The organism is Streptomyces sp. NPDC026515 (assembly GCF_055567595.1).
Genome location: NZ_JBVHQD010000013.1, coordinates 102,041 through 128,959, shown reverse-complemented (window position 1 = coordinate 128,959; position 26,919 = coordinate 102,041). Strand labels below are relative to the sequence as shown.

Sequence of the window (26,919 nt, the reverse complement as noted above, 5' to 3'; positions counted from 1 at the left end):
CCTGGTGGGGCGTGCGGCCGCCCGTCACCACGTGACGGCCGATGACAAAAAGCGGCCGGAGCGACCGGAACCATCGAGTTCCGGCCACTCCGGCGGCACGTTTCTGCTGAAGCGTCGTGGGGTCAGGCGTCCTCGTGGGTCGCGACCGCGCGGCGCGCGTCCGCGTCCAGGACGCCCCAGCTGATCAGCTGCTCGGTGAGGACCGAGGGGGACTGGTCGTAGATGACGGCCAGGGTGCGCAGGTCGTCCTGGCGGATCGACAGCACCTTGCCGTTGTAGTCACCGCGCTGGGACTGGATGGTCGCCGCGTAGCGCTGCAGCGGGCCCGCCTTCTCGGCCGGCACGGTGGCCAGCCGCTCCAGGTCCAGGACCAGCTTCGGCGGCGGCTCGGCGGCACCGCCGGGGGTGGTGCCCGGGAGCAGCTCCTGCACCGGCACCCCGTAGAAATCCGCCAGCTCGGCAAGTCGCTGCACGGTCACGGCACGGTCGCCGCGCTCGTACGAACCGACGACCACGGCCTTCCAGCGACCCTGGGACTTCTCCTCGACACCGTGGAGGGAAAGGCCCTGCTGGGTGCGGATGGCCCGGAGCTTGGCCCCGAGCTGTTTGGCGTATTCGCTGGACATATAGCTCCCCGGACACTGTGTCGACGCGGCCGGCTTTTGGTTCGCGCCGCGCGGCTGGTAACTCACTGTGAGGTTACGCAGCGTTACTCTCTCGCGTCAAGCCGAATGGTCCGCACCGACTCTTCCGTGGTCGCGGTGGCCGATTACGCCAAGGGGGTGATCGGAGGCCTCTCCGGCGCCTGATACGGTGGATGGCGCAAATCCGACGTCCTTTAAGGTCCGTCCCGTGAGGCGGAGAAGGGGGTCCGTTTCGTATGGACAAGCAAGTAAAGCCAGACCTTCAGACATCCGATGCCCGGCCCGTTCTCGAGGGGCCCGACATCGCGCGGGTACTGACCCGCATCGCCCACGAGATCGTCGAGCGCGCCAAGGGCGCCGACGACGTGGTGCTCCTCGGCATTCCCACCCGCGGTGTCTTCCTCGCCCGGCGGCTCGCCGCCAAGCTGGAGGAGATCACCGACCGCAAGGTGCCCGTGGGTTCGCTCGACATCACCATGTACCGCGACGACCTGCGCATGCACCCGCCGCGTGCGCTGGCCCGCACCGAGATCCCCGGTGACGGCATCGACGGCAGGCTGGTCGTCCTCGTCGACGACGTGCTGTTCTCCGGCCGCACCATCCGCGCCGCCCTCGACGCCCTGAACGACATCGGGCGCCCACGCGCGGTCCAGCTCGCGGTCCTCGTCGACCGGGGCCACCGCGAACTGCCCATCCGCGCCGACTACGTCGGCAAGAACCTCCCCACGTCGCTGCGGGAGACGGTCAAGGTCCTGCTCGCCGAGGAGGACGGTCGCGACACCGTGCTGCTCGGCGCGAAGCCGACCCCCTAGCAAGCCCCGGGGCCCGCACCGCACCGGTGCGCCCACGCTTGCCCGTAATCTCCCGATATGTGAACTGTCTTACGGAGCCTGACAGATGCAGCGTCATCTCATCTCGGCCGCCGACCTCACCCGCGACGACGCCGTCCTGATCCTCGACACCGCCGAGGAGATGGCCCGGGTCGCCGACCGGCCGATCAAGAAGTTGCCGACCCTGCGCGGCCGCACCGTGGTCAACCTCTTCTTCGAGGACTCGACCCGGACCCGGATCTCCTTCGAGGCCGCGGAGAAGCGGCTGTCGGCGGACGTCATCAACTTCACCGCCAAGGGGTCGAGCGTCTCCAAGGGCGAGTCCCTGAAGGACACCGCCCAGACCCTGGAGGCGATGGGCGTCGACGCCGTCGTCATCCGGCACGGCGCCTCCGGAGCCCCCTACCGCCTCGCCAACTCCGGCTGGATCGACGCCGCCGTCATCAACGCGGGCGACGGCACCCACCAGCACCCCACCCAGGCCCTCCTCGACGCCTTCACCATGCGCCGCCGGCTCGTCGGCCGGGACGCCGGGATAGGGCAGGACCTGGCCGGCAAGCGCATCACGATCGTCGGCGACGTCCTGCACAGCCGGGTCGCCCGCTCCAACGTCGACCTGCTGCACACCCTCGGCGCCGAGGTCACTCTGGTCGCCCCGCCCACCCTGGTTCCGGTCGGCATCGGGAACTGGCCCTGCGAGGTGTCGTACGACCTCGACGCCGTCCTGCCCAAGTCCGACGCGGTGATGATGCTGCGCGTCCAGCGCGAGCGCATGAACGCCGCGTTCTTCCCGACCGAGCGCGAGTACTCGCGGCGGTACGGCCTCGACGGCGAGCGCATGGCGAAGATGCCCGAGCACGCCATCGTGATGCACCCCGGCCCGATGGTCCGCGGCATGGAGATCACCGCCGAGGTCGCCGACTCCGACCGCTGCACCGTGGTCGAGCAGGTCGCAAACGGAGTCTCCATCCGGATGGCCGTTCTCTACCTTCTGCTCGGCGGCAACGAACCCGCCGTCAGCCACGCCCGCACCATCGAGGAGAAGTAACACCCATGAGCAAGATCCTGATCCGTGGTGCGAAGGTGCTCGGCGGTGAGCCGCAGGACGTCCTGATCGACGGCGAGGTCATCGAGGCGGTGGGCGGCGGGCTGTCCGCCGAGGGCGCCGAGGTCGTGGAGGCCGCCGGCAAGGTGCTGCTGCCGGGCCTGGTCGACCTGCACACCCATCTGCGCGAGCCGGGCCGCGAGGACTCCGAGACCGTGCTGACCGGCACCCGCGCGGCCGCGAGCGGTGGCTACACGGCGGTGTTCGCCATGGCCAACACCTTCCCCGTCGCGGACACCGCAGGCGTGGTCGAACAGGTCTACCGGCTCGGCCGGGAGCACGGCTACTGCGACGTCCAGCCCATCGGCGCCGTCACCGTCGGCCTGGAGGGCAAGAAGCTCGCCGAACTGGGCGCCATGCACGAGTCGGCCGCCGGGGTCACCGTCTTCTCCGACGACGGCAAGTGCGTGGACGACGCGGTGATCATGCGCCGCGCGCTGGAGTACGTGAAGGCCTTCGGCGGCGTCGTCGCGCAGCACGCGCAGGAGCCGCGGCTGACCGAGGGCGCCCAGATGAACGAGGGCGTCGTCTCCGCCGAGCTGGGCCTCGGCGGCTGGCCGGCCGTCGCCGAGGAGTCGGTCATCGCGCGGGACGTCCTGCTCGCCGAGCACGTCGGCTCCCGCGTCCACATCTGCCACCTCTCGACCGCCGGGTCCGTCGAGATCGTGCGCTGGGCCAAGTCCCGGGGCATCGACGTCACCGCCGAGGTCACCCCGCACCACCTGCTCCTCACCGACGAGCTGGTGCGGTCGTACAACCCGGTCTACAAGGTCAACCCGCCGCTGCGCACCGAGCGCGACGTCCTGGCCCTGCGCGAGGCACTGGCCGACGGCACGATCGACATCGTCGCCACCGACCACGCCCCGCACCCGCACGAGGACAAGGACTGCGAGTGGGCCGCGGCCGCCATGGGGATGGTCGGTCTGGAGACCGCCCTGTCGGTGGTGCAGGAGACCATGGTGGACACGGGCCTGCTGACCTGGGCCGGCGTCGCCGACCGGATGTCCGTCGAGCCCGCGCGGATCGGGCGGGCCGCCGGGCACGGCCGCCCCGTCTCGGCTGGTGAGCCCGCCAACCTCACGCTCGTCGACACGGAATACCGTGGCACGGTGGACCCCGCGGGCTTTGCCTCGCGCAGCCGCAACACCCCGTACGAGGGGCGAGAGCTGCCGGGCCGTGTCACCCACACATGGCTGCGGGGCAAGGCGACGCTCGTGGACGGGAAGCTGACGTGACACCTCTGATCCTGCTGGCCGACGACAAGAAGTCGGCCGCGGTCACCGACTGGGCCGCGCGCATCGGCTGGCTCGTCGGCCTCGCCCTCTTCGTCGCGCTCGTCTACTGGCTGATGCGCGAGGGCTGGAAGTGGCGCGGCACCCTCCAGGGCGACCTCCCGGACCTGCCCACCGCGCCGGACGACCCGGGCCCGGCGAGACTGACGATGAGCGGCCGTTACCACGGCTCCACCACCGCCGGGCAGTGGCTGGACCGGATCGTGGCCCACGGCCTCGGCTCCCGCAGCCGGGCCGAGCTCACCCTGACCGACGCGGGCCTCGACGTCGTACGCCCCGGGGCGACCGACTTCTTCATCCCCGCCGCCGCGCTCCGCGAGGCCCTGCTCGGCAAGGGCATCGCGGGCAAGGTCCTCACCGAGGGCGGACTGCTCGTGGTGACCTGGCAGCACGGCGACCGGCTGATCGACTCCGGATTCCGGTCCGACCACGCGGCCGAGCACGCCGAGTGGGCCGACACCCTCAACTCCATGATCAAGACACCCAGCACGGAAGGCGCCGAACGATGACGACCTCCACCAGGGGAACCGCCTCTGCCAAGAAGGCGACTCCCGCCGTACTCGTCCTGGAGGACGGCCGGATCTTCCGTGGCCGCGCCTACGGGGCCGTGGGGGAGACCTTCGGCGAGGCCGTGTTCTCCACCGGCATGACCGGCTACCAGGAGACCCTCACCGACCCCTCGTACGACCGCCAGATCGTGGTCGCCACCGCCCCGCAGATCGGCAACACGGGCTGGAACGACGAGGACGACGAGTCCGCCCGCATCTGGGTCTCCGGCTACGTCGTGCGCGACCCCTCACGCGTGCCCTCCAACTGGCGCGCGCGGCGTTCCCTGGACGACGAGCTGGTCGCGCAGGGCGTCGTCGGCATCTGCGGGATCGACACCCGCGCCCTCACCCGGCACCTCCGTGAGCGCGGCTCGATGCGCTCCGGCATCTTCTCGGGCGAGGCGGTCGCCGCCGACTCCGAGCTCCTCACGCGTGTGCAGGCCCAGCCGCACATGAAGGGCGCGAGCCTCTACGAGGAGGTCGCGACCAAGGAGGCGTACGTCGTCCCGGCCGTCGGGGAGAAGCGGTTCACCGTCGCCGCCGTCGACCTCGGCATCAAGGGCATGACCCCGCAGCGGATGGCCGAGCGTGGCATCGAGGTGCACGTGCTGCCCGCGACCGCCACCGAGGAGGACGTGTACGCCGTCTCCCCGGACGGCGTGTTCTTCTCCAACGGTCCCGGCGACCCGGCCACGGCCGACGGCCCGGTGGCCCTGATGGCCGCCGTCCTGGCACGCAGGACCCCGCTGTTCGGCATCTGCTTCGGCAACCAGATCCTCGGCCGCGCGCTCGGCTTCGGCACCTACAAGCTGAAGTACGGCCACCGGGGCATCAACCAGCCGGTCCAGGACCGTACGACCGGCAAGGTCGAGGTCACCGCGCACAACCACGGCTTCGCCGTGGACGCCCCGCTCGACCAGGTCAGCGAGACCGAGTTCGGCCGCGCCGAGGTCTCCCACGTGTGCCTGAACGACGACGTCGTGGAGGGGCTGCAGCTGCTCGACCAGCCGGCCTTCTCCGTCCAGTACCACCCCGAAGCGGCGGCCGGCCCGCACGACGCCGCCTACCTGTTCGACCGCTTCGTCTCCCTGATGGAGGGCCAGCGTGCCTAAGCGCACCGATATCCAGTCCGTCCTGGTCATCGGCTCCGGCCCGATTGTCATCGGCCAGGCCGCCGAGTTCGACTACTCCGGCACCCAGGCCTGCCGCGTGCTGCGCGCCGAGGGCCTGAGGGTCATCCTGGTCAACTCCAACCCGGCGACGATCATGACCGACCCGGAGATCGCCGACGCGACCTACGTCGAGCCGATCACCCCGGAGTTCGTCGAGAAGATCATCGCCAAGGAGCGCCCCGACGCCCTGCTGCCCACCCTGGGCGGCCAGACGGCCCTGAACACCGCGATCTCGCTGGACGAGAACGGTGTCCTCGCCAAGTACGGCGTCGAGCTGATCGGCGCCAACGTCGAGGCCATCAACAAGGGCGAGGACCGCGATCTCTTCAAGGACGTGGTGGCGGAGGTCCGCCGCAAGATCGGGTACGGCGAGTCCGCGCGCTCGGTCATCTGCCACACCATGGACGAGGTGCTCGCCGGGGTCGAGGAGCTCGGCGGCTACCCGGTCGTGGTCCGTCCCTCCTTCACCATGGGCGGGGCCGGCTCCGGCTTCGCCCACGACGAGGAGGAGCTGCGCCGGATCGCCGGCCAGGGCCTGACCCTCTCGCCGACCACCGAGGTGCTCCTGGAGGAGTCCATCCTCGGCTGGAAGGAGTACGAGCTGGAGCTGATGCGGGACAAGCACGACAACGTCGTGGTCGTCTGCTCCATCGAGAACTTCGACCCCATGGGCGTCCACACCGGAGACTCGATCACCGTCGCCCCCTCCATGACGCTCACCGACCGCGAGTACCAGATCCTGCGGGACATCGGCATCGCCGTGATCCGCGAGGTCGGCGTGGACACCGGCGGCTGCAACATCCAGTTCGCGGTGAACCCCGAGGACGGCCGGGTCATCGTCATCGAGATGAACCCGCGCGTGTCGCGGTCCTCCGCGCTCGCCTCCAAGGCCACCGGCTTCCCGATCGCGAAGATCGCAGCCAAGCTGGCCGTCGGCTACACGCTCGACGAGATCCCCAACGACATCACGCAGGAGACCCCGGCCTCCTTCGAGCCCACGCTCGACTACGTGGTCGTCAAGGCCCCGCGGTTCGCCTTCGAGAAGTTCCCGCAGGCCGACTCCACGCTGACCACGACCATGAAGTCGGTCGGCGAGGCGATGGCCATCGGCCGCAACTTCCCCGAGGCCTTCCAGAAGGCGCTGCGCTCGCTGGAGAAGAAGGGCAGCCAGTTCACGTTCGTGGGCGAGCCCGGGGACAAGGAGACCCTGCTGCGCGAGGCGGTGCGGCCCACCGACGGCCGCATCAACGCGGTCATGCAGGCCATCCGCGCGGGCGCCACGCCCGAGGAGGTCTTCGAGTTCACGAAGATCGACCCGTGGTTCGTGGACCAGCTGTTCCTGATCAAGGAGATCGCCGACGAGCTGGCGGCCGCCGCCGAACTCACCCCCGACCTGCTCGCCGAGGCCAAGCGGCACGGCTTCTCCGACCAGCAGATCGGCGAGATCCGCGGCCTGCGCGAGGACGTCGTCCGCGAGGTCAGGCATGCGCTCGGCGTCCGCCCGGTCTACAAGACGGTCGACACCTGCGCGGCCGAGTTCGCCGCCAGGACGCCGTACTTCTACTCCTCCTACGACGAGGAGACCGAGGTCGCCCGGCGCGAGAAGCCGGCCGTGATCATCCTGGGCTCCGGTCCCAACCGCATCGGCCAGGGCATCGAGTTCGACTACTCCTGCGTGCACGCGTCCTTCGCGCTGTCGGACGCCGGGTACGAGACCGTCATGGTCAACTGCAACCCGGAGACCGTCTCCACCGACTACGACACCTCCGACCGGCTGTACTTCGAGCCGCTCACCCTGGAGGACGTCCTGGAGATCGTGCACGCCGAGCAGCAGGCCGGTCCGGTGGCCGGCGTGGTGGTCCAGCTGGGCGGACAGACCCCGCTGGGCCTGTCGCAGGCGCTGAAGGACAACGGGGTGCCGATCGTCGGCACGTCCCCCGAGGCCATCCACGCGGCCGAGGACCGGGGCGCCTTCGGCCGGGTCCTGGCCGAGGCGGGCCTGCCGGCCCCCAAGCACGGCACCGCGACCACCTTCGCCGAGGCCAAGGCCATCGCCGACGAGATCGGCTACCCGGTGCTCGTGCGGCCGTCCTACGTCCTCGGCGGCCGCGGCATGGAGATCGTCTACGACGAGACCCGCCTCGCCTCCTACATCGCCGAGTCGACCGAGATCAGCCCCTCCCGGCCGGTGCTCGTCGACCGGTTCCTCGACGACGCGATCGAGATCGACGTCGACGCGCTGTACGACGGCCAGGAGCTGTACCTCGGTGGCGTGATGGAGCACATCGAGGAGGCCGGCATCCACTCCGGCGACTCGGCGTGCGCCCTGCCGCCGATCACGCTGGGCGGCTTCGACATCAAGCGCCTGCGGGCCTCGACGGAGGCCATCGCGAAGGGCGTCGGCGTCCGCGGCCTGATCAACATCCAGTTCGCGCTGGCCGGGGACATCCTCTACGTCCTCGAGGCCAACCCGCGCGCGTCCCGTACCGTCCCCTTCACCTCGAAGGCGACCGCGGTGCCGCTGGCGAAGGCCGCCGCCCGGATCTCGCTGGGCGCGACCGTCGCAGAACTGCGTGCCGAGGGGCTGCTGCCGGCCCGCGGCGACGGCGGCGAGCTGCCGTTCGACGCGCCGATCTCCGTCAAGGAGGCGGTCATGCCGTGGTCGCGCTTCCGCGACATCCAGGGGCGCGGTGTGGACACCGTGCTCGGCCCGGAGATGCGCTCCACCGGCGAGGTCATGGGCATCGACTCGGTCTTCGGCACGGCGTACGCCAAGTCGCAGGCGGGGGCCTACGGCCCGCTGCCCACCAAGGGCCGCGCCTTCATCTCGGTCGCCAACCGCGACAAGCGCTCGATGATCTTCCCGGCGCGTGAGCTGGTCGCCCACGGCTTCGAGCTGCTCGCCACGTCCGGCACGGCCGAGGTGCTCAAGCGCAACGGCATCAACGCGACGGTGGTGCGCAAGCAGTCCGACGGCATCGGGCCGAACGGCGAGCGGACGATCGTCCAGCTCATCCACGACGGCGAGGTGGACCTCATCGTCAACACCCCGTACGGCACGGGGGGTCGCCTGGACGGGTACGAGATCCGGACGGCCGCGGTGGCCCGGTCGGTGCCGTGTCTGACGACGGTGCAGGCGCTGGCGGCGGCCGTGCAGGGGATCGATGCGCTGAACCACGGGGACGTGGGGGTGCGGTCGCTCCAGGAGCACGCGGAGACGCTGACCGCGGCTCGGGACTGAAAGGTCGTAGCGAGACTGCGGGCCGGCCGTGGCCGGTCGCGCAGTTCCCCGCGCCCCTCTGGGGCGCTCGGCTGAGGGGGGACACCGGAGACGGCGTCCCCCCTCCGTATGAGGACAGTCGATGTACAAGATCTTCTTCCAGCTCGTCTTCCGGCGGATGGATCCCGAGGCCGCCCACCACCTGGCCTTCCGGTGGATCCGGCTCGTCGCCCGCGTTCCCGTGCTGCGTACCTTCGTCGCCGCCGCGCTGGCTCCCCGTCACCAGGAGCTGCGCACCGAGGCCTTCGGGCTGCGGATGCACGGACCCTTCGGGCTGGCCGCCGGGTTCGACAAGAACGCCGTCGCGATCGACGGGATGTCGATGCTCGGGTTCGACCACGTCGAGATCGGGACCGTGACCGGTGAGGCGCAGCCCGGAAATCCCAGGAAGCGGCTGTTCCGGCTGGTGGCCGACCGGGCGCTGATCAACCGTATGGGCTTCAACAACGACGGTTCGCTGACCGTCGCCGCGCGGCTGGCCACCCGTGAGCCGGTCTTCCGGACCGTGGTGGGCGTCAACATCGGCAAGACCAAGGCCGTACCGGAGGCCGAGGCGGTCGGCGACTACGTGAAGTCCGCCGAGCGGCTCGCCCCGTACGCCGACTACCTGGTCGTGAACGTGTCGTCGCCCAACACGCCGGGCCTGCGCAACCTCCAGGCCGTCGACCACCTGCGTCCGCTGCTGACGGCCGTGCGCGAGGCCGCCGACCGGGTGGCGGCGAACCGCCGGGTGCCGCTCCTGGTGAAGATCGCCCCGGACCTCGCCGACGAGGATGTCGACGCCGTCGCCGACCTGGCCGTCGAGCTGGGTCTCGACGGGATCATCGCGACCAACACCACCATCGCACGCGAGGGCCTCGGGCTGCGCTCCGGCCCCGAACTGGCCGAGGAGACCGGGGGGCTGTCGGGGGCGCCGCTGAAGGCGCGGTCCCTGGAGGTGCTGCGACGGCTGTACGCGCGCGTGGGCGACCGGATCACCCTGGTCGGGGTGGGCGGCGTGGAGAACGCCGAGGACGCCTGGCAGCGCATCCTGGCCGGTGCCACGCTGGTCCAGGGCTACAGCGCCTTCATCTACGAGGGGCCCTTCTGGCCCCGTGCCGTCCACAAGGGGCTCGCGGCCCGCCTGCGCACCAGCCCGTACGCCACGCTCGCCGACGCGGTCGGCGCCGATGTGAGGAAGACCGTATGAGCCCGTTGGAACCCTTCGGCGCGCGGCTGCGCCGTGTGATGGACGAGCGTGGTCCGCTGTGCGTCGGCATCGACCCGCACGCCTCGCTGCTCTCCGAGTGGGGTCTGAACGACGACGTGGCCGGAATCGAGCGGTTCAGCCGTACCGTCGTGGCGGCGGTGGCCGACCGGGTCGCGGTCATGAAGCCGCAGAGCGCCTTCTTCGAGCGGTTCGGCTCGCGCGGCGTGGCCGTCCTGGAACGGGTGGTGCGCGAGGCGCGGGACGCCGGGACGCTGGTCGTCATGGACGCCAAGCGCGGCGACATCGGCTCCACCATGGCCGGATACGCCGAGGCCTTCCTGAGCAAGGACGCGCCGCTGTTCTCGGACGCCCTGACCGTCTCGCCGTACCTCGGCTACGGCTCGCTCAGTCCGGCCGTGGCGCTGGCCCGGGAGAGCGGGGCCGGCCTCTTCGTGCTGGCGCTGACCTCGAACCCGGAGGGCCCCGAGGTGCAGCACGCGGTGCGTGGCGACGGGCGGACGGTCGGCGCGACGATGCTGGCCCACCTGGCCGCCGAGAACGCGGGGGAGGAGCCGCTGGGCTCCTTCGGCGCCGTGGTCGGGGCCACGGTCGGTGACCTGTCGTCGTACGACCTCGACATCAACGGTCCGCTGCTCGCGCCGGGCGTCGGCGCGCAGGGGGCGACGGCGGCCGACCTTCCCGCGGTCTTCGGGACGGCGGTGCGCAACGTGATTCCAAACGTGAGCCGAGGTGTTTTGCGTCACGGTCCCGATGTCGGAGCCCTGAGGGGGGCCGCGGAGCGGTTCGCGGACGAGATCCGGGACGTCGTCGCAGGTAGGTGAGTCCTCCGAGGAGTGCTCCTGAGGGCGCTCCGGCGACGGGCCGAGCGTGAATACATTCTCAAATGCAGGGCAGTATGTCTGAAAAGTCCGGCCTCACGGAGGCTGACCAGGACTTTTCCGCTGTTCTCGCTGACTCCGGCCCACTTGCCCGCTAGTCTCCGAGCAGTGGGGGCACCCCCACACCCTTTAAGTAGTGGGGGGCAACGGGCGAGCGTGTTGCTCGTGGCTCCTCAGGTGTGGGGCGACTAGGTTCCTCACCGGTCCGTATCCGACAGTTCGACATCCGAGGTGACGTAGGCGTGGCTCTTCCGCCCCTTACCCCTGAACAGCGCGCAGCCGCGCTCGAAAAGGCCGCCGCGGCTCGCCGGGAGCGGGCCGAGGTCAAGAATCGACTCAAGCACTCCGGCGCCTCTCTCCACGAGGTCATCAAGCAGGGTCAGGAAAACGACGTCATCGGCAAGATGAAGGTCTCCGCCCTCCTTGAGTCCCTGCCGGGCGTGGGCAAGGTCCGCGCCAAGCAGATCATGGAGCGGCTCGGGATCTCCGAGAGCCGCCGGGTGCGTGGCCTCGGTTCCAACCAGATCGCGTCCCTGGAGCGCGAGTTCGGCAGCACCGGCTCCTGATCACCGGGCGGTCCGGGACAGCCGTCCCGGGCAGCCGGCGATTGCTGGAATAATCGCCGCATGGCTGCAACATTCCGGGGGACGACCCCCGAGCCCCCGGACGTACGTCCGCGGCTGACCGTGCTCTCCGGCCCCTCCGGGGTCGGCAAGAGCACGGTCGTCGCCCATATGCGCAAGGTGCACCCCGAGGTCTGGCTCTCGGTGTCGGCCACCACCCGCAAGCCCCGCCCGGGCGAGAAGCACGGAGTGCAGTACTTCTTCGTCTCCGACGAGGAGATGGACAAGCTCATCGCCAACGGCGAACTCCTCGAGTGGGCCGAATTCGCGGGCAACCGCTACGGCACCCCGCGGCAGGCGGTGCTGGAACACCTGGAGTCCGGGGTGCCGGTGCTGCTGGAGATCGACCTCCAGGGCGCCCGGCAGGTCCGCGAGTCCATGCCGGACGGCCGGCTGGTGTTCCTGGCTCCTCCTTCCTGGGAGGAGCTGGTGCGCAGGCTCACCGGACGGGGCACCGAGCCGCCCGAGGTGATCGAGCGCCGTCTGGACGCGGCCAGGATCGAGCTGGCGGCCGAGCCGGAGTTCGACGAGACGCTGGTCAACACCTCCGTCGAGGACGTGGCGCGCGAGCTGCTAGCCTTGATGGACGTTGTGTGATCGTCGCTGATCATTCAGACTGAATCTTTCCCATCCATCGGAAGGCAGAGCGTGTCCTCTTCCATCACCGCGCCCGAGGGCATCATCAACCCTCCGATCGACGAGCTCCTCGAGGCCACCGACTCGAAGTACAGCCTCGTGATCTACGCGGCCAAGCGTGCCCGTCAGATCAACGCGTACTACTCGCAGCTCGGCGAGGGTCTCCTGGAGTACGTCGGTCCGCTCGTCGACACCCACGTCCACGAGAAGCCGCTCTCCATCTCCCTGCGTGAGATCAACGCGGGTCTGCTGACCTCCGAGGCCATCGAGGGCCCGGCGCAGTAGTACTTTCAGATTGCGATTGACTTATCCTCAGGCCCGGCAGTCACTCCCCCAGCTACCGCTGGGAGGGACCCCCTGCCGGGCCTGTGGTGTGTGAGGGACTCGTCGGTCCAACGAGTCGGTTCAACGAGTCGGTTCAACGAGTGGAGGCCCGGTGGACAAGCCGAAGGTCGTGCTGGGGGTCAGCGGCGGCATCGCCGCGTACAAGGCCTGCGAGCTGCTGAGAAGGTTCACCGAGTCGGGTCACGACGTCCGGGTCGTGCCCACCGCCTCCGCGCTGCACTTCGTCGGCGCCGCCACCTGGTCCGCCCTGTCCGGCAACCCCGTCTCCACCGAGGTCTGGGACCACGTCGAAGAGGTCCCGCACGTCCGGATCGGCCAGCACGCCGACCTGGTCGTGGTCGCCCCCGCCACCGCCGACCTGCTCGCCAAGGCGGCCCACGGCCTCGCCGACGACCTGCTCACCAACACCCTCCTGACGGCCCGCTGCCCGGTCGTCCTCGCCCCCGCGATGCACACCGAGATGTGGGAGCACCCGGCCACCCAGGAGAACGTGGCCACGCTGCGCCGCCGCGGCGCCGTCGTCATCGAACCGGCGGTCGGCCGTCTCACCGGCGTCGACACCGGCAAGGGCCGGCTGCCCGACCCGGCGGAGATCTTCGAAGCCTGCCGCCGCGTCCTCGCGCGGGGGGTGCGGGAGCCCGACCTGGCGGGCCGCCATGTCGTCGTCTCGGCCGGCGGCACCCGCGAACCCCTCGACCCGGTCCGCTTCCTCGGCAACCGCTCCTCCGGCAAACAGGGATACGCCCTCGCCCGCACGGCGGCCGCGCGGGGTGCCCGGGTGACACTGGTCGCGGCCAACACCACCGGCCTGCCCGACCCGGCCGGCGTGGACGTCGTCCCGGTCGGTACGGCCGTACAGCTGCGGGAAGCCGTGCTGAAGGCGGCCGCCGACGCCGACGCCGTGGTCATGGCCGCCGCCGTCGCCGACTTCCGCCCGGCGGTCTACGCGGCCGGGAAGATCAAGAAGAAGGACGGCCAGGAGCCCGAGCCGATCGTCCTGGTGCGCAATCCGGACATCCTCGCGGAGATCTCGGCCGATCGGGCGCGGTCCGGACAGGTGATCGTCGGCTTTGCCGCGGAGACCGACGACGTCCTCGCCAACGGCCGCGCCAAACTGGCGCGCAAGGGCTGCGACCTGCTCGTGGTGAACGAGGTGGGGGAGCGCAAGACCTTCGGCTCCGAGGAGAACGAGGCCGTGGTGCTGGGCGCCGACGGCACCGAGACGCCGGTGCCGCACGGGCCCAAGGAGGCCCTCGCCGACATCGTGTGGGATCTGGCGGCGGCCCGACTGGGTTGACTTCCCCAGGCCCGCTGTCCACTTTTCCGGACGCCACATCCGGGTGCGGGGGCCCTGTTCAACGCCGCCCCCCATTGGGCAGAATGCGCGTGCCGCAGGTCACAGCACTCCCGAGTGTCGAGACGGGTGGGCCTGCGGCAGGGTACGACCGATAAACTGTTCTCGGACGATGCCGGGCGCAGCTCCCCGTGTCGTCCGCCAATGATCAGCCAGCAGCCGCTGCAACCCCAGGGAGCGTTGTGTCCCGTCGCCTGTTCACCTCGGAGTCCGTGACCGAGGGTCACCCCGACAAGATCGCTGACCAGATCAGCGACACCATTCTCGACGCGCTTCTGCGCGAGGACCCGACCTCCCGGGTCGCCGTCGAGACGCTGATCACGACCGGCCTGGTGCACGTGGCCGGCGAGGTCACGACCAAGACGTACGCGGACATCGCGACGCTGGTCCGCAACAAGATCCTCGACATCGGCTACGACTCGTCCAAGAAGGGCTTCGACGGCGCCTCCTGCGGCGTGTCGGTCTCGATCGGCGCGCAGTCCCCGGACATCGCGCAGGGCGTGGACACGGCCTACGAGAACCGGGTCGAGGGCGACGACGACGAGCTCGACAAGCAGGGCGCCGGCGACCAGGGCCTGATGTTCGGCTACGCGACCGACGAGACGCCGACCCTGATGCCGCTGCCGATCTTCCTGGCGCACCGCCTGTCCAAGCGCCTGTCCGAGGTCCGCAAGAACGGCACCATCCCCTACCTGCGCCCCGACGGCAAGACGCAGGTCACCATCGAGTACGACGGCGACAAGGCCGTCCGCCTCGACACGGTCGTCGTCTCCAGCCAGCACGCCTCCGACATCGACCTGGAGTCGCTGCTCGCCCCCGACATCCGCGAGTTCGTCGTGGAGCCGGAGCTGAAGGCCCTGCTGGACGAGGGCATCAAGCTCGACACCGAGGGCTACCGCCTGCTGGTCAACCCGACCGGCCGTTTCGAGATCGGCGGCCCGATGGGCGACGCCGGCCTGACCGGTCGCAAGATCATCATCGACACCTACGGCGGCATGGCCCGCCACGGTGGCGGCGCCTTCTCCGGCAAGGACCCGTCCAAGGTCGACCGTTCCGCCGCCTACGCCATGCGCTGGGTCGCCAAGAACGTCGTCGCGGCGGGCCTCGCCTCCCGCTGCGAGGTCCAGGTGGCCTACGCGATCGGCAAGGCCGAGCCCGTCGGGCTGTTCGTGGAGACCTTCGGCACCGCCAAGATCGACTCCGAGAAGATCGAGAAGGCGATCGACGAGGTCTTCGACCTGCGTCCGGCCGCGATCATCCGCGACCTCGACCTGCTCCGCCCGATCTACGCGCAGACCGCGGCGTACGGTCACTTCGGCCGTGAGATCCCGGAGTTCACCTGGGAGAACACGGACCGCGTGGACGCCCTGCGCAAGGCCGCGGGCCTGTAACCCCGAGCCACCTCGACGACGGCCCGGTTCCCCCTCGGGAGAGCCGGGCTTCGTCGCGTCCGAGGACCGCGGAAACCGGGTCGCCGCGCAGACGGGGTGGTCAGTACGGTGGTGCAGTCCCGGTGCGATGGCCGCGGTTACTTCCGTGGAGTGCGCCTTCGGGCGCGCGGTGAAGCCGATGCGTTCCGACCGCCGCCGAACCGATCTCGGGACACCGGCACCGCCCGGTGCGAGGTCTCGGATACTTTCTTCCGGGTGATCCCCCGCAGGTTCGAATCCTGCTGCCGGTCCCGGACCGGTACGGCCGAGCGGCCCAAGGCAGAAGACCGCCGTACGGCGTTCCGCGGCCGGAGTGATCTCGGGCGGTCCCGGTTGTCAGTGGCGTTTGGTAAGAATGCAGGCGTGAGCAGCGAGAACGGGCAGGGGGGCGGGGGCGCCGAAGGGGCGCCGCCGGAGCAGCTCGCGCTCATCCGGGAGAGCGTGCGGGGGGCCAGGGTGCCCCGGGCCAAGCCGCGGACCTGGCGGGGGGCCGCCCTGGCCGAGCGGCTGCCGGTCGCCCGGGTGCTCGTGGACAAGGGCGTACTGCACCTCGACCGGTACTTCGACTACGCCGTCCCTGCCGAACTGGACGCCGACGCACAGCCGGGGGTCCGGGTCCGGGTGCGGTTCGGAGCCGGCCGGCATCGGGTGCGGGACGGGCGCCGGGAGGGCGGCGGGCTCATCGACGGGTTCCTCGTGGAGCGGCTCGACGAGTCCGACTACGCGGGGCCGCTGGCCGCGCTGGCCCAGGTGGTGTCGCCCGAGCCGGTACTGAGCGAGGAGCTGCTGCGGCTCGCCAGAGCCGTCGCCGACCGGTACGCGGGAAGCCTTGCGGACGTGTTGCAGCTGGCCGTGCCGCCGCGCAGCGCGCGGGCCGAGAAGCGGCCCTCCCCCGAACCGTTGCCGCCGCCGCCGGTGCCCGACGCCGGATCCTGGACGCGGTACGAGCACGGGGCCGACTTCCTCGAGTCGCTGGCCTCCGGCGGCGCGCCCCGGGCGGTGTGGAACGCCCTGCCCGGGCCCCGGTGGAGCGAGGAGACCGCCCGGGCCGTCGCCGCCACGCTCGCCTCGGGACGCGGCGCGCTCGTCGTCGTACCGGACGGGCGGGCCGCCGCGCGGGTCGACGCCGCCCTGACGCGGGTGCTGGGCGACGGGCGGCACGCGCTGCTCACGGCCGACGCCGGGCCCGAGAAGCGGTACGCGCAGTGGCTCGCGGTCAGCCGCGGGTCGGTGCGGGCGGTGGTGGGGACGCGGGCCGCCATGTTCGCGCCGGTCCGGGATCTCGGGCTCGTCGCGATCTGGGACGACGGGGACGACAGCCACAGCGAGCAGCACGCCCCGCAGCCGCATGCCCGGGATGTGCTGCTGCTGCGCGCCGCGCTGGACAAGTGCGGCTTCCTGCTGGGGAGTTGGAGCTGCACGGTGGAGGCCGCGCAGCTTGTGGAGAACGGCTGGGCGCGGCCCCTGGTGGCGGGGCGGGAACAGGTGCGGCGGGCCGCGCCCCTGGTGCGGACGGTGGGTGACGGGGACCTCGCGCGGGACGAGGCCGCGCGGGCCGCGCGGCTGCCGACGCTCGCCTGGCAGGCCGTCCGGGACGGACTGCGGCACGGGCCGGTGCTGGTGCAGGTGCCCCGTCGCGGGTACGTGCCGCGGATGGCCTGCGACCGGTGCCGGGCTCCGGCGCGCTGCCGGCACTGCGCCGGTCCGCTGGAGGCGCGGGAGGCCGGGGCGCTGGGGTGCGGGTGGTGCGGACGGGCCGAGGGCGACTGGCACTGTCCCGAGTGCGGCGGTTTCCGGCTGCGGGCGCAGGTGGTCGGCGCCCGGCGGACCGCCGAGGAGCTGGGGCGGGCGTTTCCCGCCGTACCCGTGCGGACCTCGGGGCGCGAGCAGGTGCTGGACACCGTGCCGGGGACGCCCGCGCTGGTCGTGAGCACACCGGGCGCCGAACCGGTCGCCGAGGGCGGCTACGCGGCCGCCCTGCTGCTGGACGGCTGGGCGATGCTCGGGAGGCCCGACCTGCGCGCCGGTGAGGACGCGCTGCGGCGGTGGATCGCGGCCGGGGCGCTGGTGCGGCCGCAGGAGGAGGGCGGCACCGTGGTCGTCGTCGCGGAGCCGACGCTGCGGCCGGTGCAGGCGCTGGTGCGCTGGGATCCCGTGGGGCACGCGGTACGGGAACTCGCCGAGCGGGCCGAGCTGGGGTTTCCCCCGGTGTCGCGGATGGCGGCGGTGTCGGGTCCGGCGGAGGCGCTCGCGGAGTTCCTCGCGGCGGCCGAACTGCCGCCGGACGCCGAGGTGCTGGGGCCGGTTCCGGTGCCCGAGGCGCGGGCCGGGGCGCCGCGGCGGGCGGGAGCGCCGCCGGCCGGGGAGCACTGGGAGCGGGTGCTGGTACGGGTGCCGCCCGGGACCGGCGCCGCGCTGGCGGCCGCGCTGAAGACGGCTCAGGCCGCGCGGATGGCACGGGGCAGCGGAGAGGCCGTCCGCGTGCGGGTCGATCCGCCCGACATCGGCTAGCGGAAGCGATTGCCGGGGAAGGCGGCTGCCCTCCCGGGTGCGCGCCGGGAGGGCGGAGGGCGAGCGGGGCAACGCCCTGAGGTCAGCCGTTGCGCGGGCCGGGGAAGGCTGTCGGCCTCGCCTCGTCACGGAGGGCGGGGCTGCCCGCGGTCGGCTGGGTCGGCATGGAGCGGGCGGCCGGGACCGTGGGTACCGTGGGCAGGCCCACGCCCATGGTGAGCGCGCGGGTGCCGGCCGGCTCGGTCGGCCGTTCGGTCTCGGCGGCCGGTGCCTGCTGGGCCGCGGCGCGGCGGGCGCCGTAACGGCGGTGCACCGCCTGCTTGGTCACACCGAGCGCGGAGCCCACCGCGTCCCACGAGAAGCCGAGTGAGCGGTCGAAGTCCACGGCGGCCGTGACCAGGGTTTCGACGCTGTCCCGGAGTTCCTGGGCGAGTCGGACCGTCGGGGCGGGAGCGCGTCCGTAGACGACGAAGCCCGTGGAGGGGCCGGAACGGCGCGGGCGGTAGACGTTGCCCAACTGGGCGGTGAGCGTGCGCAGTGCGTCCACCTGTCGGCGGACCCGCTCGATGTCCCGCACCAACAAGTGCAGGCTGGCCCGGGCCTGGGCGTCGTGGGTTGCGTGGTCGGCCATGAACAAGCCTCTCGAACCGGCGTTGAAAGGAATGGGCCGCGTATGCGGCCCGTTGTGGTCAACTCTCACTTGACCAACGCGTGGGCGCGCCGCTGGTCACGGTGTGGGGGCGTATGGGCATATGCGTACGCCGGGTTTTCCCGCCCGCGCACCGCCCCTCCGGCCGGCCGAGCGGCCGAGCGGCCCACCGGGTGTTCGCCGTCGGCGGCCCGCTCCTCGCCGCATAGACTTGGGTGTTGCCCGTGTCCGTCGTGTCCGAGAGGCCCTCACTCGCCCATGAAGCTTGTCTTCGCCGGTACCCCCGAAGTCGCCGTTCCCGCTCTGGACGCGCTCATCGCCTCCGGGCGGCACGAGGTGGCCGCCGTGGTCACGCGGCCCGACGCACCGGCCGGGCGGGGCCGCAGGCTGATCGCCTCGCCGGTGGCCGAGCGGGCGATGGAGGCCGGCATCGAGGTGCTGCGGCCGCTCAAGCCGCGCGATCCGGAGTTCCTGGAGCGGTTGAGGGAGATCGGGCCGGACTGCTGTCCGGTGGTCGCGTACGGCGCCCTGCTGCCCAGGGTCGCCCTCGACGTGCCCGCCCACGGGTGGGTCAACCTGCACTTCTCGCTGCTGCCGGCCTGGCGTGGGGCGGCGCCGGTCCAGCACTCCATCATGGCGGGCGACGAGATCACGGGAGCCTCCACCTTCCTCATCGAGGAGGGCCTCGACTCCGGGCCCGTCTACGGGACCGTCACCGAGGAGATCCGCCCCACCGACACCAGCGGCGACCTGCTGACCCGGCTCGCGTTCGCCGGGTCGGGACTGCTCGTCGCCACCATGGACGGCATCGAGGACGGCGCGCTCAAGGCCGTACCGCAGCCGGCCGAGGGCATCACCCTTGCTCCGAAGATCACCGTCGAGGACGCCAGGATCGACTGGGCGGCCCCCGCGCTGCGGATCGACCGGGTGGTACGCGGCTGCACTCCCGCCCCCGGCGCCTGGACCACCTTCCGCGGTGAGCGGCTCAAGCTGATCCAGGTCACGCCGGTGCCCGAGCGCACCGATCTCGCGCCGGGCCGGATCGCCGTCGGGAAGAACAGCGCGCACGTGGGGACGGGGTCGTACGCCGTGGAACTGCTCTGGGTACAGGCCCAGGGCAAGAAGCCGATGCGGGCCGCCGACTGGGCGCGTGGCGTGCGGATCGGAGCCGAGGAGACCCTCGGCGACTGAGCGGCCCCTCCTCAGCAGCGGCTTTCCGGTGCGCGCGGCGTACGCTGGGAGTCGCATCGTTCCCATACCCGGAGCACCTTTTTCGTGAGCCAGCAGTCCCGGGGGCCGCGCCGGCCCGCCAAGCCCTACCGCCGTCCTCAGAAGGACCCCGTCCGTCTCCTCGCCTTCGAGGCGCTGCGCGCCGTGGACGAGCGGGACGCGTACGCGAACCTCGTCCTGCCGCCGCTGCTGCGCAAGGCGCGTCAGAAGGAGGGCCCCGACAAGTTCGACGGGAGGGACGCGGCCCTCGCCACCGAGCTGGTCTACGGGACGCTGCGCCGGCAGGGGACGTACGACGCGATCATCGCCGAGTGCGTGGACCGGCCGCTGCGCGAGGTCGACCCGCCGGTCCTCGACGTACTCAGCCTCGGTGCGCACCAGCTGCTCGGCACCCGGATCCCCACCCATGCCGCCGTGTCCGCCTCCGTCGAGCTGGCCCGCGTGGTACTGGGCGACGGGCGGGCCAAGTTCGTCAACGCCGTGCTGCGCAAGATCGCGCAGGACGATCTCGACGGCTGGCTCGCGAAGGTCGCACCGCCCTACGAGCAGGACCCCGAGGACCATCTCGCCGTCGTGCACTCGCACCCGCGATGGGTCGTCTCCGCGCTCTGGGACTCGCTGGGCGGGGGACGAGCGGGGATCGAGGAACTGCTGTCCGCCGACAACGAACGGCCCGAGGTGACGCTGGTCGCCCGGCCCGGTCGGGCCACCACCGAGGAACTGCTCGTGGAGGAGGCGGCCGTGCCGGGGCGCTGGTCTCCGTTCGCGGTGCGGCTCAGCGAGGGCGGGGAGCCCGGCGCCGTCGAGGCCGTGCGCGAGGGGCGGGCCGGAGTGCAGGACGAGGGCAGTCAGCTGGTGGCCCTCGCGCTCGCCAACGCGCCCGTGGAGGGCCCGGACGCGACCTGGCTCGACGGCTGCGCCGGGCCCGGCGGCAAGGCCGCGCTGCTCGCCGCGCTCGCCGCGGAACGCGGGGCCGTCCTCCTCGCCTCGGAGAAGCAGCCGCACCGGGCCGGCCTGGTGGCCAAGGCGCTGCACGGCAATCCGGGGCCCTACCAGGTCATCGCGGCCGACGGCACGCGGCCGCCGTGGCGACCGGGGACCTTCGACCGGGTACTGATGGACGTCCCGTGCACCGGTCTCGGGGCCCTCCGCAGGCGCCCGGAGGCGCGCTGGCGCCGCCGGCCCGAGGACCTCGACAACTTCGCCCCGCTGCAGCGCGCGCTGCTGCGTACGGCGATCGACTCGGTGCGGGTCGGCGGGGTCGTCGGGTACGCCACGTGCTCGCCGCACCTCGCGGAGACCCGGGCGGTGGTCCAGGACGTGCTGAAGCAGCGGCCGGACACGGAGCTGCTGGACGCGCGTCCGCTGCTGCCGGGCGTGCCCGCGCTGGGCGAGGGCCCCGACGTCCAGCTGTGGCCGCATCTGCACGGCACGGACGCGATGTACCTGGCCCTGATCCGCCGGACCGGCTGAGGCGGGGGCAGGGGCACTCGGCGGGCGTGACCCCGGCCCCCTCGCAGGAGCGCGGGGCCGCGTTCCGCATGCGGCCGCCGCCGCGTGGGCGCGATCAGCCCCCGCCGGCCGGCGGCCGGCGCCCGACCGCGACCATCCCCGAACCCCACGCAGCCCTCCCCGGCGGGGCATGGCACGCTTGACGCATGGCCGCGCAGATCAACCCCAGCATCCTGTCCGCCGACTTCGCCCGCCTCGCGGACGAGGCCAAGGCGGTCGAAGGCGCCGACTGGCTCCACGTCGACGTCATGGACAACCACTTCGTCCCGAACCTCACGCTCGGTGTGCCGGTCGTAGAGTCCCTGGCCCGGGCCACGGACACCCCGCTGGACTGCCATCTGATGATCGATGCCCCCGATCGCTGGGCCCCCCAGTACGTCGAAGCGGGTGCCTCTTCGGTCACCTTCCACGTGGAGGCGGCGGCGGCCCCGGTGCGGCTCGCGCGCGAGATCCGGGCGAAGGGCGCGCGTGCCTCCATGGCGCTCAAGCCCGCGACGCCCGTCGAGCCGTACGAGGACCTGCTCCCCGAGCTGGACATGCTGCTCATCATGACCGTGGAGCCGGGCTTCGGCGGCCAGGCGTTCCTCGACATCATGCTGCCGAAGATCCGCCGCACCCGGGAACTGATCAGCAAGCACGGGCTGGAGCTGTGGCTGCAGGTCGACGGAGGAGTTTCGGCGACGACGATCGAGCGGTGCGCGGACGCCGGCGCCGATGTTTTTGTTGCAGGCTCGGCGGTGTACGGGGCAAACGACCCGGCAGAGGCGGTACGTGCACTACGCACTCAGGCCGAGGCGGCCACCGCTGCCGCGTCCTGGGCGTGCGACCACTGAGGTACGGGAACGTGAACGGCTCCGATCAGGGCTGATCGACTGCGCCGGATCTGCGAGGATGAACGGCGTATCCAGAGTGTGAACAGCAGTGAGGAGATGGCCGTGTCGGGTATGTCGGCGGGCCGGTCAGCCATGCGGATGGGACCCGCTGAGCTGGTGCAGGCGGCGGCCATGGCCCGCCGCTTCTACCTTGAGGGCAAGTCCAAGATCCAGATCGCGGAGGAGTTCGGCGTCAGCCGCTTCAAAGTGGCCCGGGTCCTGGAGACTGCCCTCGAAAGGGATCTCGTACGCATCGAGATCCGTGTACCGGCCGAACTGGACGCCGAGCGCTCGGACGCGCTCCGCGCCCGTTACGGCCTGCGGCACGCCGTCGTGGTCGAGTCCCCGGCCGAGGCGGAGGAGACCCCCGATCCCGAGAACCTCGGTGAGGTGGCCGCCGACCTGCTCGGCGAGCTCGTCAACGAGGGCGACGTGCTCGGTCTCGCCTGGGGCCGGTCCACCATCCACATGGCGGCGGCGCTCGACCGGCTGCCCCCGTGCACGGTGGTGCAGCTGACGGGCGTGTACGACGCCGGGACCTCCGAACGCGGTTCGGTCGAGGCGGTCCGGCGCGCCGCCCAGGTGTCCGGCGGTGACGCGCACCCGATCTACGCGCCGATGCTGCTGCCGGACGCGGCCACCGCGGCCGCACTGCGCAACCAGACCGGCATCGCCCGGGCCTTCGAGTACTTCGACAAGGTCACGGTCGCCTGTGTCTCGATCGGGTCCTGGGAGCGCGGTATCTCGACGGTGCACGACATGCTCAGTGACGAGGAGCGCGCGCACTACGCGACGCTCGGCGTCGCCGCCGAGATGGCCGCGCACCTCTTCGACGCCGAGGGCCGCCGGGTCGGACGCGACCTGGGGGAGCGGTGCATCACGGTCAAGGCGGACCAGCTGCGCCGCATCCCCGAGGTGGTCGCGATCGCGGGCGGGCAGCGCAAGGCGGCCGCTATCGACGCGGTGCTGAGGTCGGGGCTGGTCACCAGCCTGGTCACCGACACCTCGGCCGCCGACTACCTGATGACGGCGGGGCCGACGCCCAAGCCGACGCTGAACCGTTCCGACCCCGACGGTTCCTGACGGCCATCGCCGCGGCGGCACCGGTACCGGTGACAACGCTGCCGCGGCGATCACCGTCAGGAAACGGGCTGAACGGTGCCCGTCGCCAGCGCCGCGTCGATCAGGACGGTGGCCGCCTGCCGGGCGAACTTGCCCGCGGACGGGTCGCGGTCCATCCGTGCGGACACCCCGCCCCCGTCGTAGAGCAGGTGGAGCTGGCGGGCGAGGCTCCCGGGATCCGGAGCGCCGGCTTCCCTGGCGAGATCGGTGAACAGGGCCCGGACCCACGCGCGGTAGGTGTCGGAGACTTCCTCGATGGCGCTGCCCTGCTTGGCCTCCGCGCTGGCCGCCACGAAGGCGCACCCGTGATATCCCTGCTCGGCGAAGAGCGCGGCCTGCGCGTCGAAGACCGCCAGCAGCCGCTCCCGCGGATCCTCGGTGCCGTCGACGGCGCGCAGCAGGCGAGCGGACATCCTGGCGTAACGGGAGTCGAGATAGGCCCGGATGAGCTGTTCCTTGCCACCGAAGGTGTTGTACAGGGATGCCTTGGCGACCCCGGCGCGCTCGATGATCCGGTCGATCCCGACCGACTGCACGCCCTCCGCGTAGAACAACTCGTTCGCGGCCGAGAGCAGCCGCTCGCGGGCCGTGGGAGCCTTGGCACTCACCGTCTTCGTCATGCCACCCACCTTCTCGGACTTTCACTCTGCGACTGGCCGGACCGGTCTACTCGGTCACCGGGACGCCGCGTCGGCCCGCTCGGTCTCCGGGGCCTGGACGGCGGGCGAGCCGCCCGCGGCCACCAGCACCCCGGGTGCGCTCCGCGGCCCGCGGCGCAGCAGCAGGGCGGCCAGGGCCAGCAGTGCCAGGGCGATGACCACCGCGCCGTACTCCTCGGAGGTCGGGACCAGGCCGCCGCCGTGCACCACCAGCGTTCCGGCGACGACGGAGGGGATCCCCATGCCGAGGTAGGCGACGACGAACAGCAGGGAGAGCACGCCCGAGCTCTCGTGCGGCCTGGTCAGCGGCAGTACGGTGCGGATGCCGCCCTGGAAGCCGCTGCCGAAGCCGAAGCCGGCGACGGCCGTGCCGACGAAGAACAGCACCGGTGCGCTCTGGCCGACGGCCAGCAGTGTGACGGCGACACCGGCGACCAGCGCGCCGATCCCGGTGTACATCACGGTCGTCGCCCGGGCGTCGCGCAGTACGAGGACGGAGAGGGCCGCGACGAACGCGAGGACGAAGAGGCCGAGACCGCCCCAGACAGCGGAGTCGGAGCCGACCAGGGTGCGGACCAGGGCGGGGCCGAGGGAGCCGTAGAACCCGGCGAGCGCCCACACGGCGAAGATCACCGGTGCCGCGGCGAGGGCGGCACCGCGGACCGCGCGCGGGAGCCTGATCTCGGGCACCAGCGTGGCCAGGGCGCCGGGCGCGCGGGTGACGGTCTCGTCGATCAGGGCGATGGCGAGGGCCTGGGCCACGAACACGCCGAGCAGGCCGAGGTAGATCGCGTGGGTCGGCGCGGGCAGGTACTGCACGACGAAACCGCTGACCAGGGCGCCCGTCGCGGTGCCCAGACCGGGGGCGAGGGCGTTCGCCACGGTGCCGCGCGAGCGGTTGATGTCCATCATCGCGGCGCCGACCGCGCCGAGCGCGGCGCCGGTGGACAGGCCCTGCACGACCCGGGCGAGAAGCAGTTCGCCGACGCCCCCGGCCGTGGAGAAGAGCACCATCGCGACGGCCTGCGCGGTGATCGCGGAGATCAGGACGGGGCGGCGGCCGACGTGGTCGGAGAGCTTGCCGAGGACCAGCAGGCCGGAGAGCACGGCGATCGCGTAGATGCCGAAGACCACGGTGGTGGTGATCGGGCTGAAGCCCCATTCCGCCTGGTAGGAGGCATAGAGCGGGGTCGGCGCGCTGGAGGCGGCGAGGAACGAGACGACGACGGAGGCGAGCACGTAGAAGGCCGCGCGTGGCGGGATCGGCCTGCCCGGCGCCTTGGTTCGATCGTGCGGTGCCAGCTGGTTCATCGGAGAGATCCTTCGCGGGACGGCGCCGGAATCATCGGTTCGCGGATGCCTGATGTGAGTAGACCGGTCTGTCTATACGTAGTGATCAACCCCGTAGACGGGTCCGCCTATTCCAGTGGCGCGAAAAAATCTCCGGGGAAGTGGGGCGGCGGCGCGCCGTCGCATGGGAGCGTCTGCGTCCGCCGGGCGCCCCGAACCCCGATCATGTGTATGACATAGGTGTACGACAGGCCGAGAGCCGATCGCATCGGGAGGACGCGGTGACCACTGAACCCCAGCCCGCACGGGGCGCCGAACCACAGCCGGTGCTAGGGCCGTTGACCACCGCCGCGATCTTCCTGGTGGTCAGCGTCCGCCCCGGGCAAGAGGAGCCGGTGCGGGACGTGCTGGGTGATCTCGCCGCGCTCCGGCGCAGCTTCGGGTTCGGCGCCCCGGACGCCGCCCTGAGCTGTGTCGCGGGGATCGGCTCCGAAGCCTGGGACCGGCTGTTCGACCACCCGCGCCCGGCCGGACTGCACCCCTTCCAGCCCCTGGAAGGCGCTCGGCACACCGCCGTCGCGACCCCCGGCGACCTCCTCTTCCACATCCGGGCCACCCGCTTCGACCTCTGCTTCGGGCTGGCCTCCGAGATCATGCGCCGGCTGCGGGACGCGGTCACCGTCGAGGACGAGGTGCAGGGCTTCACGTACCTCGACGCCCGCGACCTGCTGGGCTTCGTCGACGGCACCGAGAACCCGGTCGGCGCCGCCGCCCGCAGGGCCGTCCTGATCGGCGCCGAGGACCCGGCGCACGCCGGTGGCAGCTATGTGGTCGTCCAGAAGTACCTGCACGACCTGGACGCCTGGAACGCGCTGCCGGTCGAGACGCAGGAGCGGATCATCGGCCGCACCAAGGCCACCAACATCGAGCTGGAGGAGCCGGGCTCGCACGTCGAACTGAACACCGTCACCGGAGCGGACGGCCAGGAGCAGGACATCCTGCGCGACAACATGCCCTTCGGCAGCCCCGGCCAGGGCGAGTTCGGCACCTACTTCATCGGGTACGCACGTACCCCGGACGTCATCGAGCACATGCTGCGCAACATGTTCCTCGGCACGCAGGACGCCCGGCACGACCGGATCCTCGACTTCTCGACGGCGGTCACCGGCACCCTCTTCCACGTGCCGTCCGCCGACTTCCTCGACGACCTGCCCGCGGCCCCCCAGGCTGCCGTGGCCGCCGAGAAGGCATGACGCGGGTGCGTGTTGCCTCCCGGCGCACCGGTGGGATCCACTGCACCGGTGAACCCTTCAACTCCTCCTGGACGGTGCTGAGATGACGACGAGTCCGCATCTGGTCGTGCTCGACCTCGCCGGAGTCGCCGACAAGGCCGGTCTCATGGACCGTGCCGTCGCCGCGCTGAGCCTGCCCGACTGGTTCGGCCGCAACTGGGACGCCCTCACCGACAGCCTTCGCGACCCTTCGCTCTGGCCGCCCGAGGCGGCCGGCCGCGGGCTCCTCCTGGTGGTGACCGGCTGGCAGGGCTACGCGGGAACCCGGCCGGACGAGTGGAAGACCGCCCAGGACGTGTTCGCCCACGCGGCCGCCGACGAACCGCGACTGACGGTGGCGCTCGCCCTGCGGTGACCCGGCAAGCCCTGCCCGGGTCCCTTGGAGGTTCCTCCCAGACACTCCTGACCTGCCTGGATGTTCGTCCCGGACACCGC

Annotated in this window: 24 protein-coding genes; 20 read left to right on the top strand and 4 right to left on the bottom strand. The window is 71.7% G+C overall.

Going from position 1 to position 26,919, the window contains the following annotated elements; genetic code table 11:
* Positions 1–122: 122 nt before the first annotated feature.
* Complete coding sequence (bldD, locus tag ACZ4O3_RS26800) at positions 123–626, bottom strand: transcriptional regulator BldD (protein ID WP_020938842.1); 504 nt, start codon at positions 624–626, stop codon at positions 123–125.
* 254 nt (positions 627–880) lie between these two features.
* Here bldD and pyrR point away from each other — a divergent pair, with 254 nt between their 5' ends.
* The 14 genes from pyrR to ACZ4O3_RS26730 all read left to right on the top strand — a co-directional run bounded on the left by pyrR (position 881) and on the right by ACZ4O3_RS26730 (position 17,858).
* The gene (gene pyrR / locus ACZ4O3_RS26795; RefSeq protein ID WP_362721538.1) at positions 881–1,456 is read left to right on the top strand and encodes a bifunctional pyr operon transcriptional regulator/uracil phosphoribosyltransferase PyrR; all 576 of its coding nucleotides are present in this window, start codon (positions 881–883) and stop codon (positions 1,454–1,456) included.
* Between the two features lie 85 nt (positions 1,457–1,541).
* Complete coding sequence (locus tag ACZ4O3_RS26790; protein ID WP_362721535.1) at positions 1,542–2,522, top strand: aspartate carbamoyltransferase catalytic subunit; 981 nt, start codon at positions 1,542–1,544, stop codon at positions 2,520–2,522.
* Positions 2,523–2,527: 5 nt separating this feature from the next.
* A complete protein-coding gene (locus tag ACZ4O3_RS26785; protein WP_362721532.1) occupies positions 2,528–3,814 on the top strand; it encodes a dihydroorotase in 1,287 nt (428 codons plus the stop codon).
* Positions 3,811–4,380, top strand: a complete 570-nt coding sequence (locus tag ACZ4O3_RS26780; protein ID WP_362721529.1) for a PH-like domain-containing protein — start codon at positions 3,811–3,813, stop codon at positions 4,378–4,380. The genes ACZ4O3_RS26785 and ACZ4O3_RS26780 overlap by 4 nt, the downstream gene beginning before the upstream one ends.
* On the top strand, positions 4,377–5,531 hold the full coding sequence (gene carA / locus ACZ4O3_RS26775) for a glutamine-hydrolyzing carbamoyl-phosphate synthase small subunit (RefSeq protein WP_362721527.1): 1,155 nt from the start codon (positions 4,377–4,379) through the stop codon (positions 5,529–5,531). Before ACZ4O3_RS26780 ends, carA begins: the two co-directional genes overlap by 4 nt.
* A complete protein-coding gene (gene carB, locus ACZ4O3_RS26770; protein WP_362721524.1) occupies positions 5,524–8,832 on the top strand; it encodes a carbamoyl-phosphate synthase large subunit in 3,309 nt (1,102 codons plus the stop codon). Before carA ends, carB begins: the two co-directional genes overlap by 8 nt.
* A gap of 121 nt (positions 8,833–8,953) precedes the next feature.
* Positions 8,954–10,060 (top strand): quinone-dependent dihydroorotate dehydrogenase, encoded by a 1,107-nt coding sequence (locus ACZ4O3_RS26765; protein WP_362723819.1) that lies wholly within the window; start codon positions 8,954–8,956, stop codon positions 10,058–10,060.
* Entirely contained in the window at positions 10,057–10,902 is an 846-nt protein-coding gene (pyrF, locus tag ACZ4O3_RS26760) for an orotidine-5'-phosphate decarboxylase (RefSeq protein ID WP_467724640.1), read from the top strand. Before ACZ4O3_RS26765 ends, pyrF begins: the two co-directional genes overlap by 4 nt.
* A gap of 299 nt (positions 10,903–11,201) precedes the next feature.
* Positions 11,202–11,525, top strand: coding sequence for an integration host factor (locus tag ACZ4O3_RS26755; RefSeq protein ID WP_003977346.1), 324 nt, complete (start codon positions 11,202–11,204; stop codon positions 11,523–11,525).
* A gap of 60 nt (positions 11,526–11,585) precedes the next feature.
* Positions 11,586–12,179 carry a guanylate kinase gene (gene gmk, locus ACZ4O3_RS26750; RefSeq protein ID WP_362723824.1) on the top strand — a complete coding sequence of 198 codons (594 nt, stop codon included), beginning with the start codon at positions 11,586–11,588 and terminating at the stop codon, positions 12,177–12,179.
* A 51-nt stretch (positions 12,180–12,230) separates the two neighbouring features.
* On the top strand, positions 12,231–12,503 hold the full coding sequence (gene rpoZ, locus ACZ4O3_RS26745) for a DNA-directed RNA polymerase subunit omega (protein ID WP_039649019.1): 273 nt from the start codon (positions 12,231–12,233) through the stop codon (positions 12,501–12,503).
* 151 nt (positions 12,504–12,654) lie between these two features.
* A complete protein-coding gene (gene coaBC / locus ACZ4O3_RS26740; RefSeq protein WP_467724638.1) occupies positions 12,655–13,860 on the top strand; it encodes a bifunctional phosphopantothenoylcysteine decarboxylase/phosphopantothenate--cysteine ligase CoaBC in 1,206 nt (401 codons plus the stop codon).
* Between the two features lie 239 nt (positions 13,861–14,099).
* The gene (metK, locus tag ACZ4O3_RS26735; protein ID WP_362723830.1) at positions 14,100–15,308 is read left to right on the top strand and encodes a methionine adenosyltransferase; all 1,209 of its coding nucleotides are present in this window, start codon (positions 14,100–14,102) and stop codon (positions 15,306–15,308) included.
* A 402-nt stretch (positions 15,309–15,710) separates the two neighbouring features.
* On the top strand, positions 15,711–17,858 hold the full coding sequence (locus ACZ4O3_RS26730) for a primosomal protein N' (protein ID WP_467724636.1): 2,148 nt from the start codon (positions 15,711–15,713) through the stop codon (positions 17,856–17,858).
* Between the two features lie 82 nt (positions 17,859–17,940).
* Here the strand turns inward: ACZ4O3_RS26730 and ACZ4O3_RS26725 are convergent, their stop codons facing one another.
* Positions 17,941–18,489 carry a hypothetical protein gene (locus ACZ4O3_RS26725; RefSeq protein WP_384993872.1) on the bottom strand — a complete coding sequence of 183 codons (549 nt, stop codon included), beginning with the start codon at positions 18,487–18,489 and terminating at the stop codon, positions 17,941–17,943.
* 276 nt (positions 18,490–18,765) lie between these two features.
* Between ACZ4O3_RS26725 and fmt the strand changes: the two genes are divergently transcribed.
* The 4 genes from fmt (at position 18,766) to ACZ4O3_RS26705 (ending at position 23,204) form a co-directional block, all read left to right on the top strand.
* A complete protein-coding gene (gene fmt, locus ACZ4O3_RS26720; RefSeq protein ID WP_362731286.1) occupies positions 18,766–19,698 on the top strand; it encodes a methionyl-tRNA formyltransferase in 933 nt (310 codons plus the stop codon).
* 84 nt (positions 19,699–19,782) lie between these two features.
* A complete protein-coding gene (locus ACZ4O3_RS26715) occupies positions 19,783–21,210 on the top strand; it encodes an RsmB/NOP family class I SAM-dependent RNA methyltransferase (RefSeq protein WP_384993878.1) in 1,428 nt (475 codons plus the stop codon).
* Between the two features lie 185 nt (positions 21,211–21,395).
* Positions 21,396–22,082: a ribulose-phosphate 3-epimerase gene (gene rpe, locus ACZ4O3_RS26710; RefSeq protein ID WP_362717080.1), complete on the top strand. Its 687-nt coding sequence runs from the start codon at positions 21,396–21,398 to the stop codon at positions 22,080–22,082.
* Positions 22,083–22,160: 78 nt separating this feature from the next.
* The gene (locus ACZ4O3_RS26705) at positions 22,161–23,204 is read left to right on the top strand and encodes a sugar-binding transcriptional regulator (RefSeq protein WP_360495407.1); all 1,044 of its coding nucleotides are present in this window, start codon (positions 22,161–22,163) and stop codon (positions 23,202–23,204) included.
* Positions 23,205–23,260: 56 nt separating this feature from the next.
* Here ACZ4O3_RS26705 and ACZ4O3_RS26700 read toward each other — a convergent pair whose 3' ends face one another.
* Both ACZ4O3_RS26700 and ACZ4O3_RS26695 read right to left on the bottom strand, forming a co-directional pair.
* Positions 23,261–23,863: a TetR/AcrR family transcriptional regulator gene (locus ACZ4O3_RS26700; protein WP_467724633.1), complete on the bottom strand. Its 603-nt coding sequence runs from the start codon at positions 23,861–23,863 to the stop codon at positions 23,261–23,263.
* 54 nt (positions 23,864–23,917) lie between these two features.
* The gene (locus ACZ4O3_RS26695; RefSeq protein ID WP_467724631.1) at positions 23,918–25,213 is read right to left on the bottom strand and encodes an MFS transporter; all 1,296 of its coding nucleotides are present in this window, start codon (positions 25,211–25,213) and stop codon (positions 23,918–23,920) included.
* A 260-nt stretch (positions 25,214–25,473) separates the two neighbouring features.
* Between ACZ4O3_RS26695 and ACZ4O3_RS26690 the strand changes: the two genes are divergently transcribed.
* Both ACZ4O3_RS26690 and ACZ4O3_RS26685 read left to right on the top strand, forming a co-directional pair.
* Positions 25,474–26,445, top strand: coding sequence for a Dyp-type peroxidase (locus ACZ4O3_RS26690; protein ID WP_467724630.1), 972 nt, complete (start codon positions 25,474–25,476; stop codon positions 26,443–26,445).
* Positions 26,446–26,527: 82 nt separating this feature from the next.
* Positions 26,528–26,839 carry a barstar family protein gene (locus tag ACZ4O3_RS26685; RefSeq protein WP_362717068.1) on the top strand — a complete coding sequence of 104 codons (312 nt, stop codon included), beginning with the start codon at positions 26,528–26,530 and terminating at the stop codon, positions 26,837–26,839.
* The last annotated feature ends 80 nt before the right edge of the window (positions 26,840–26,919 follow it).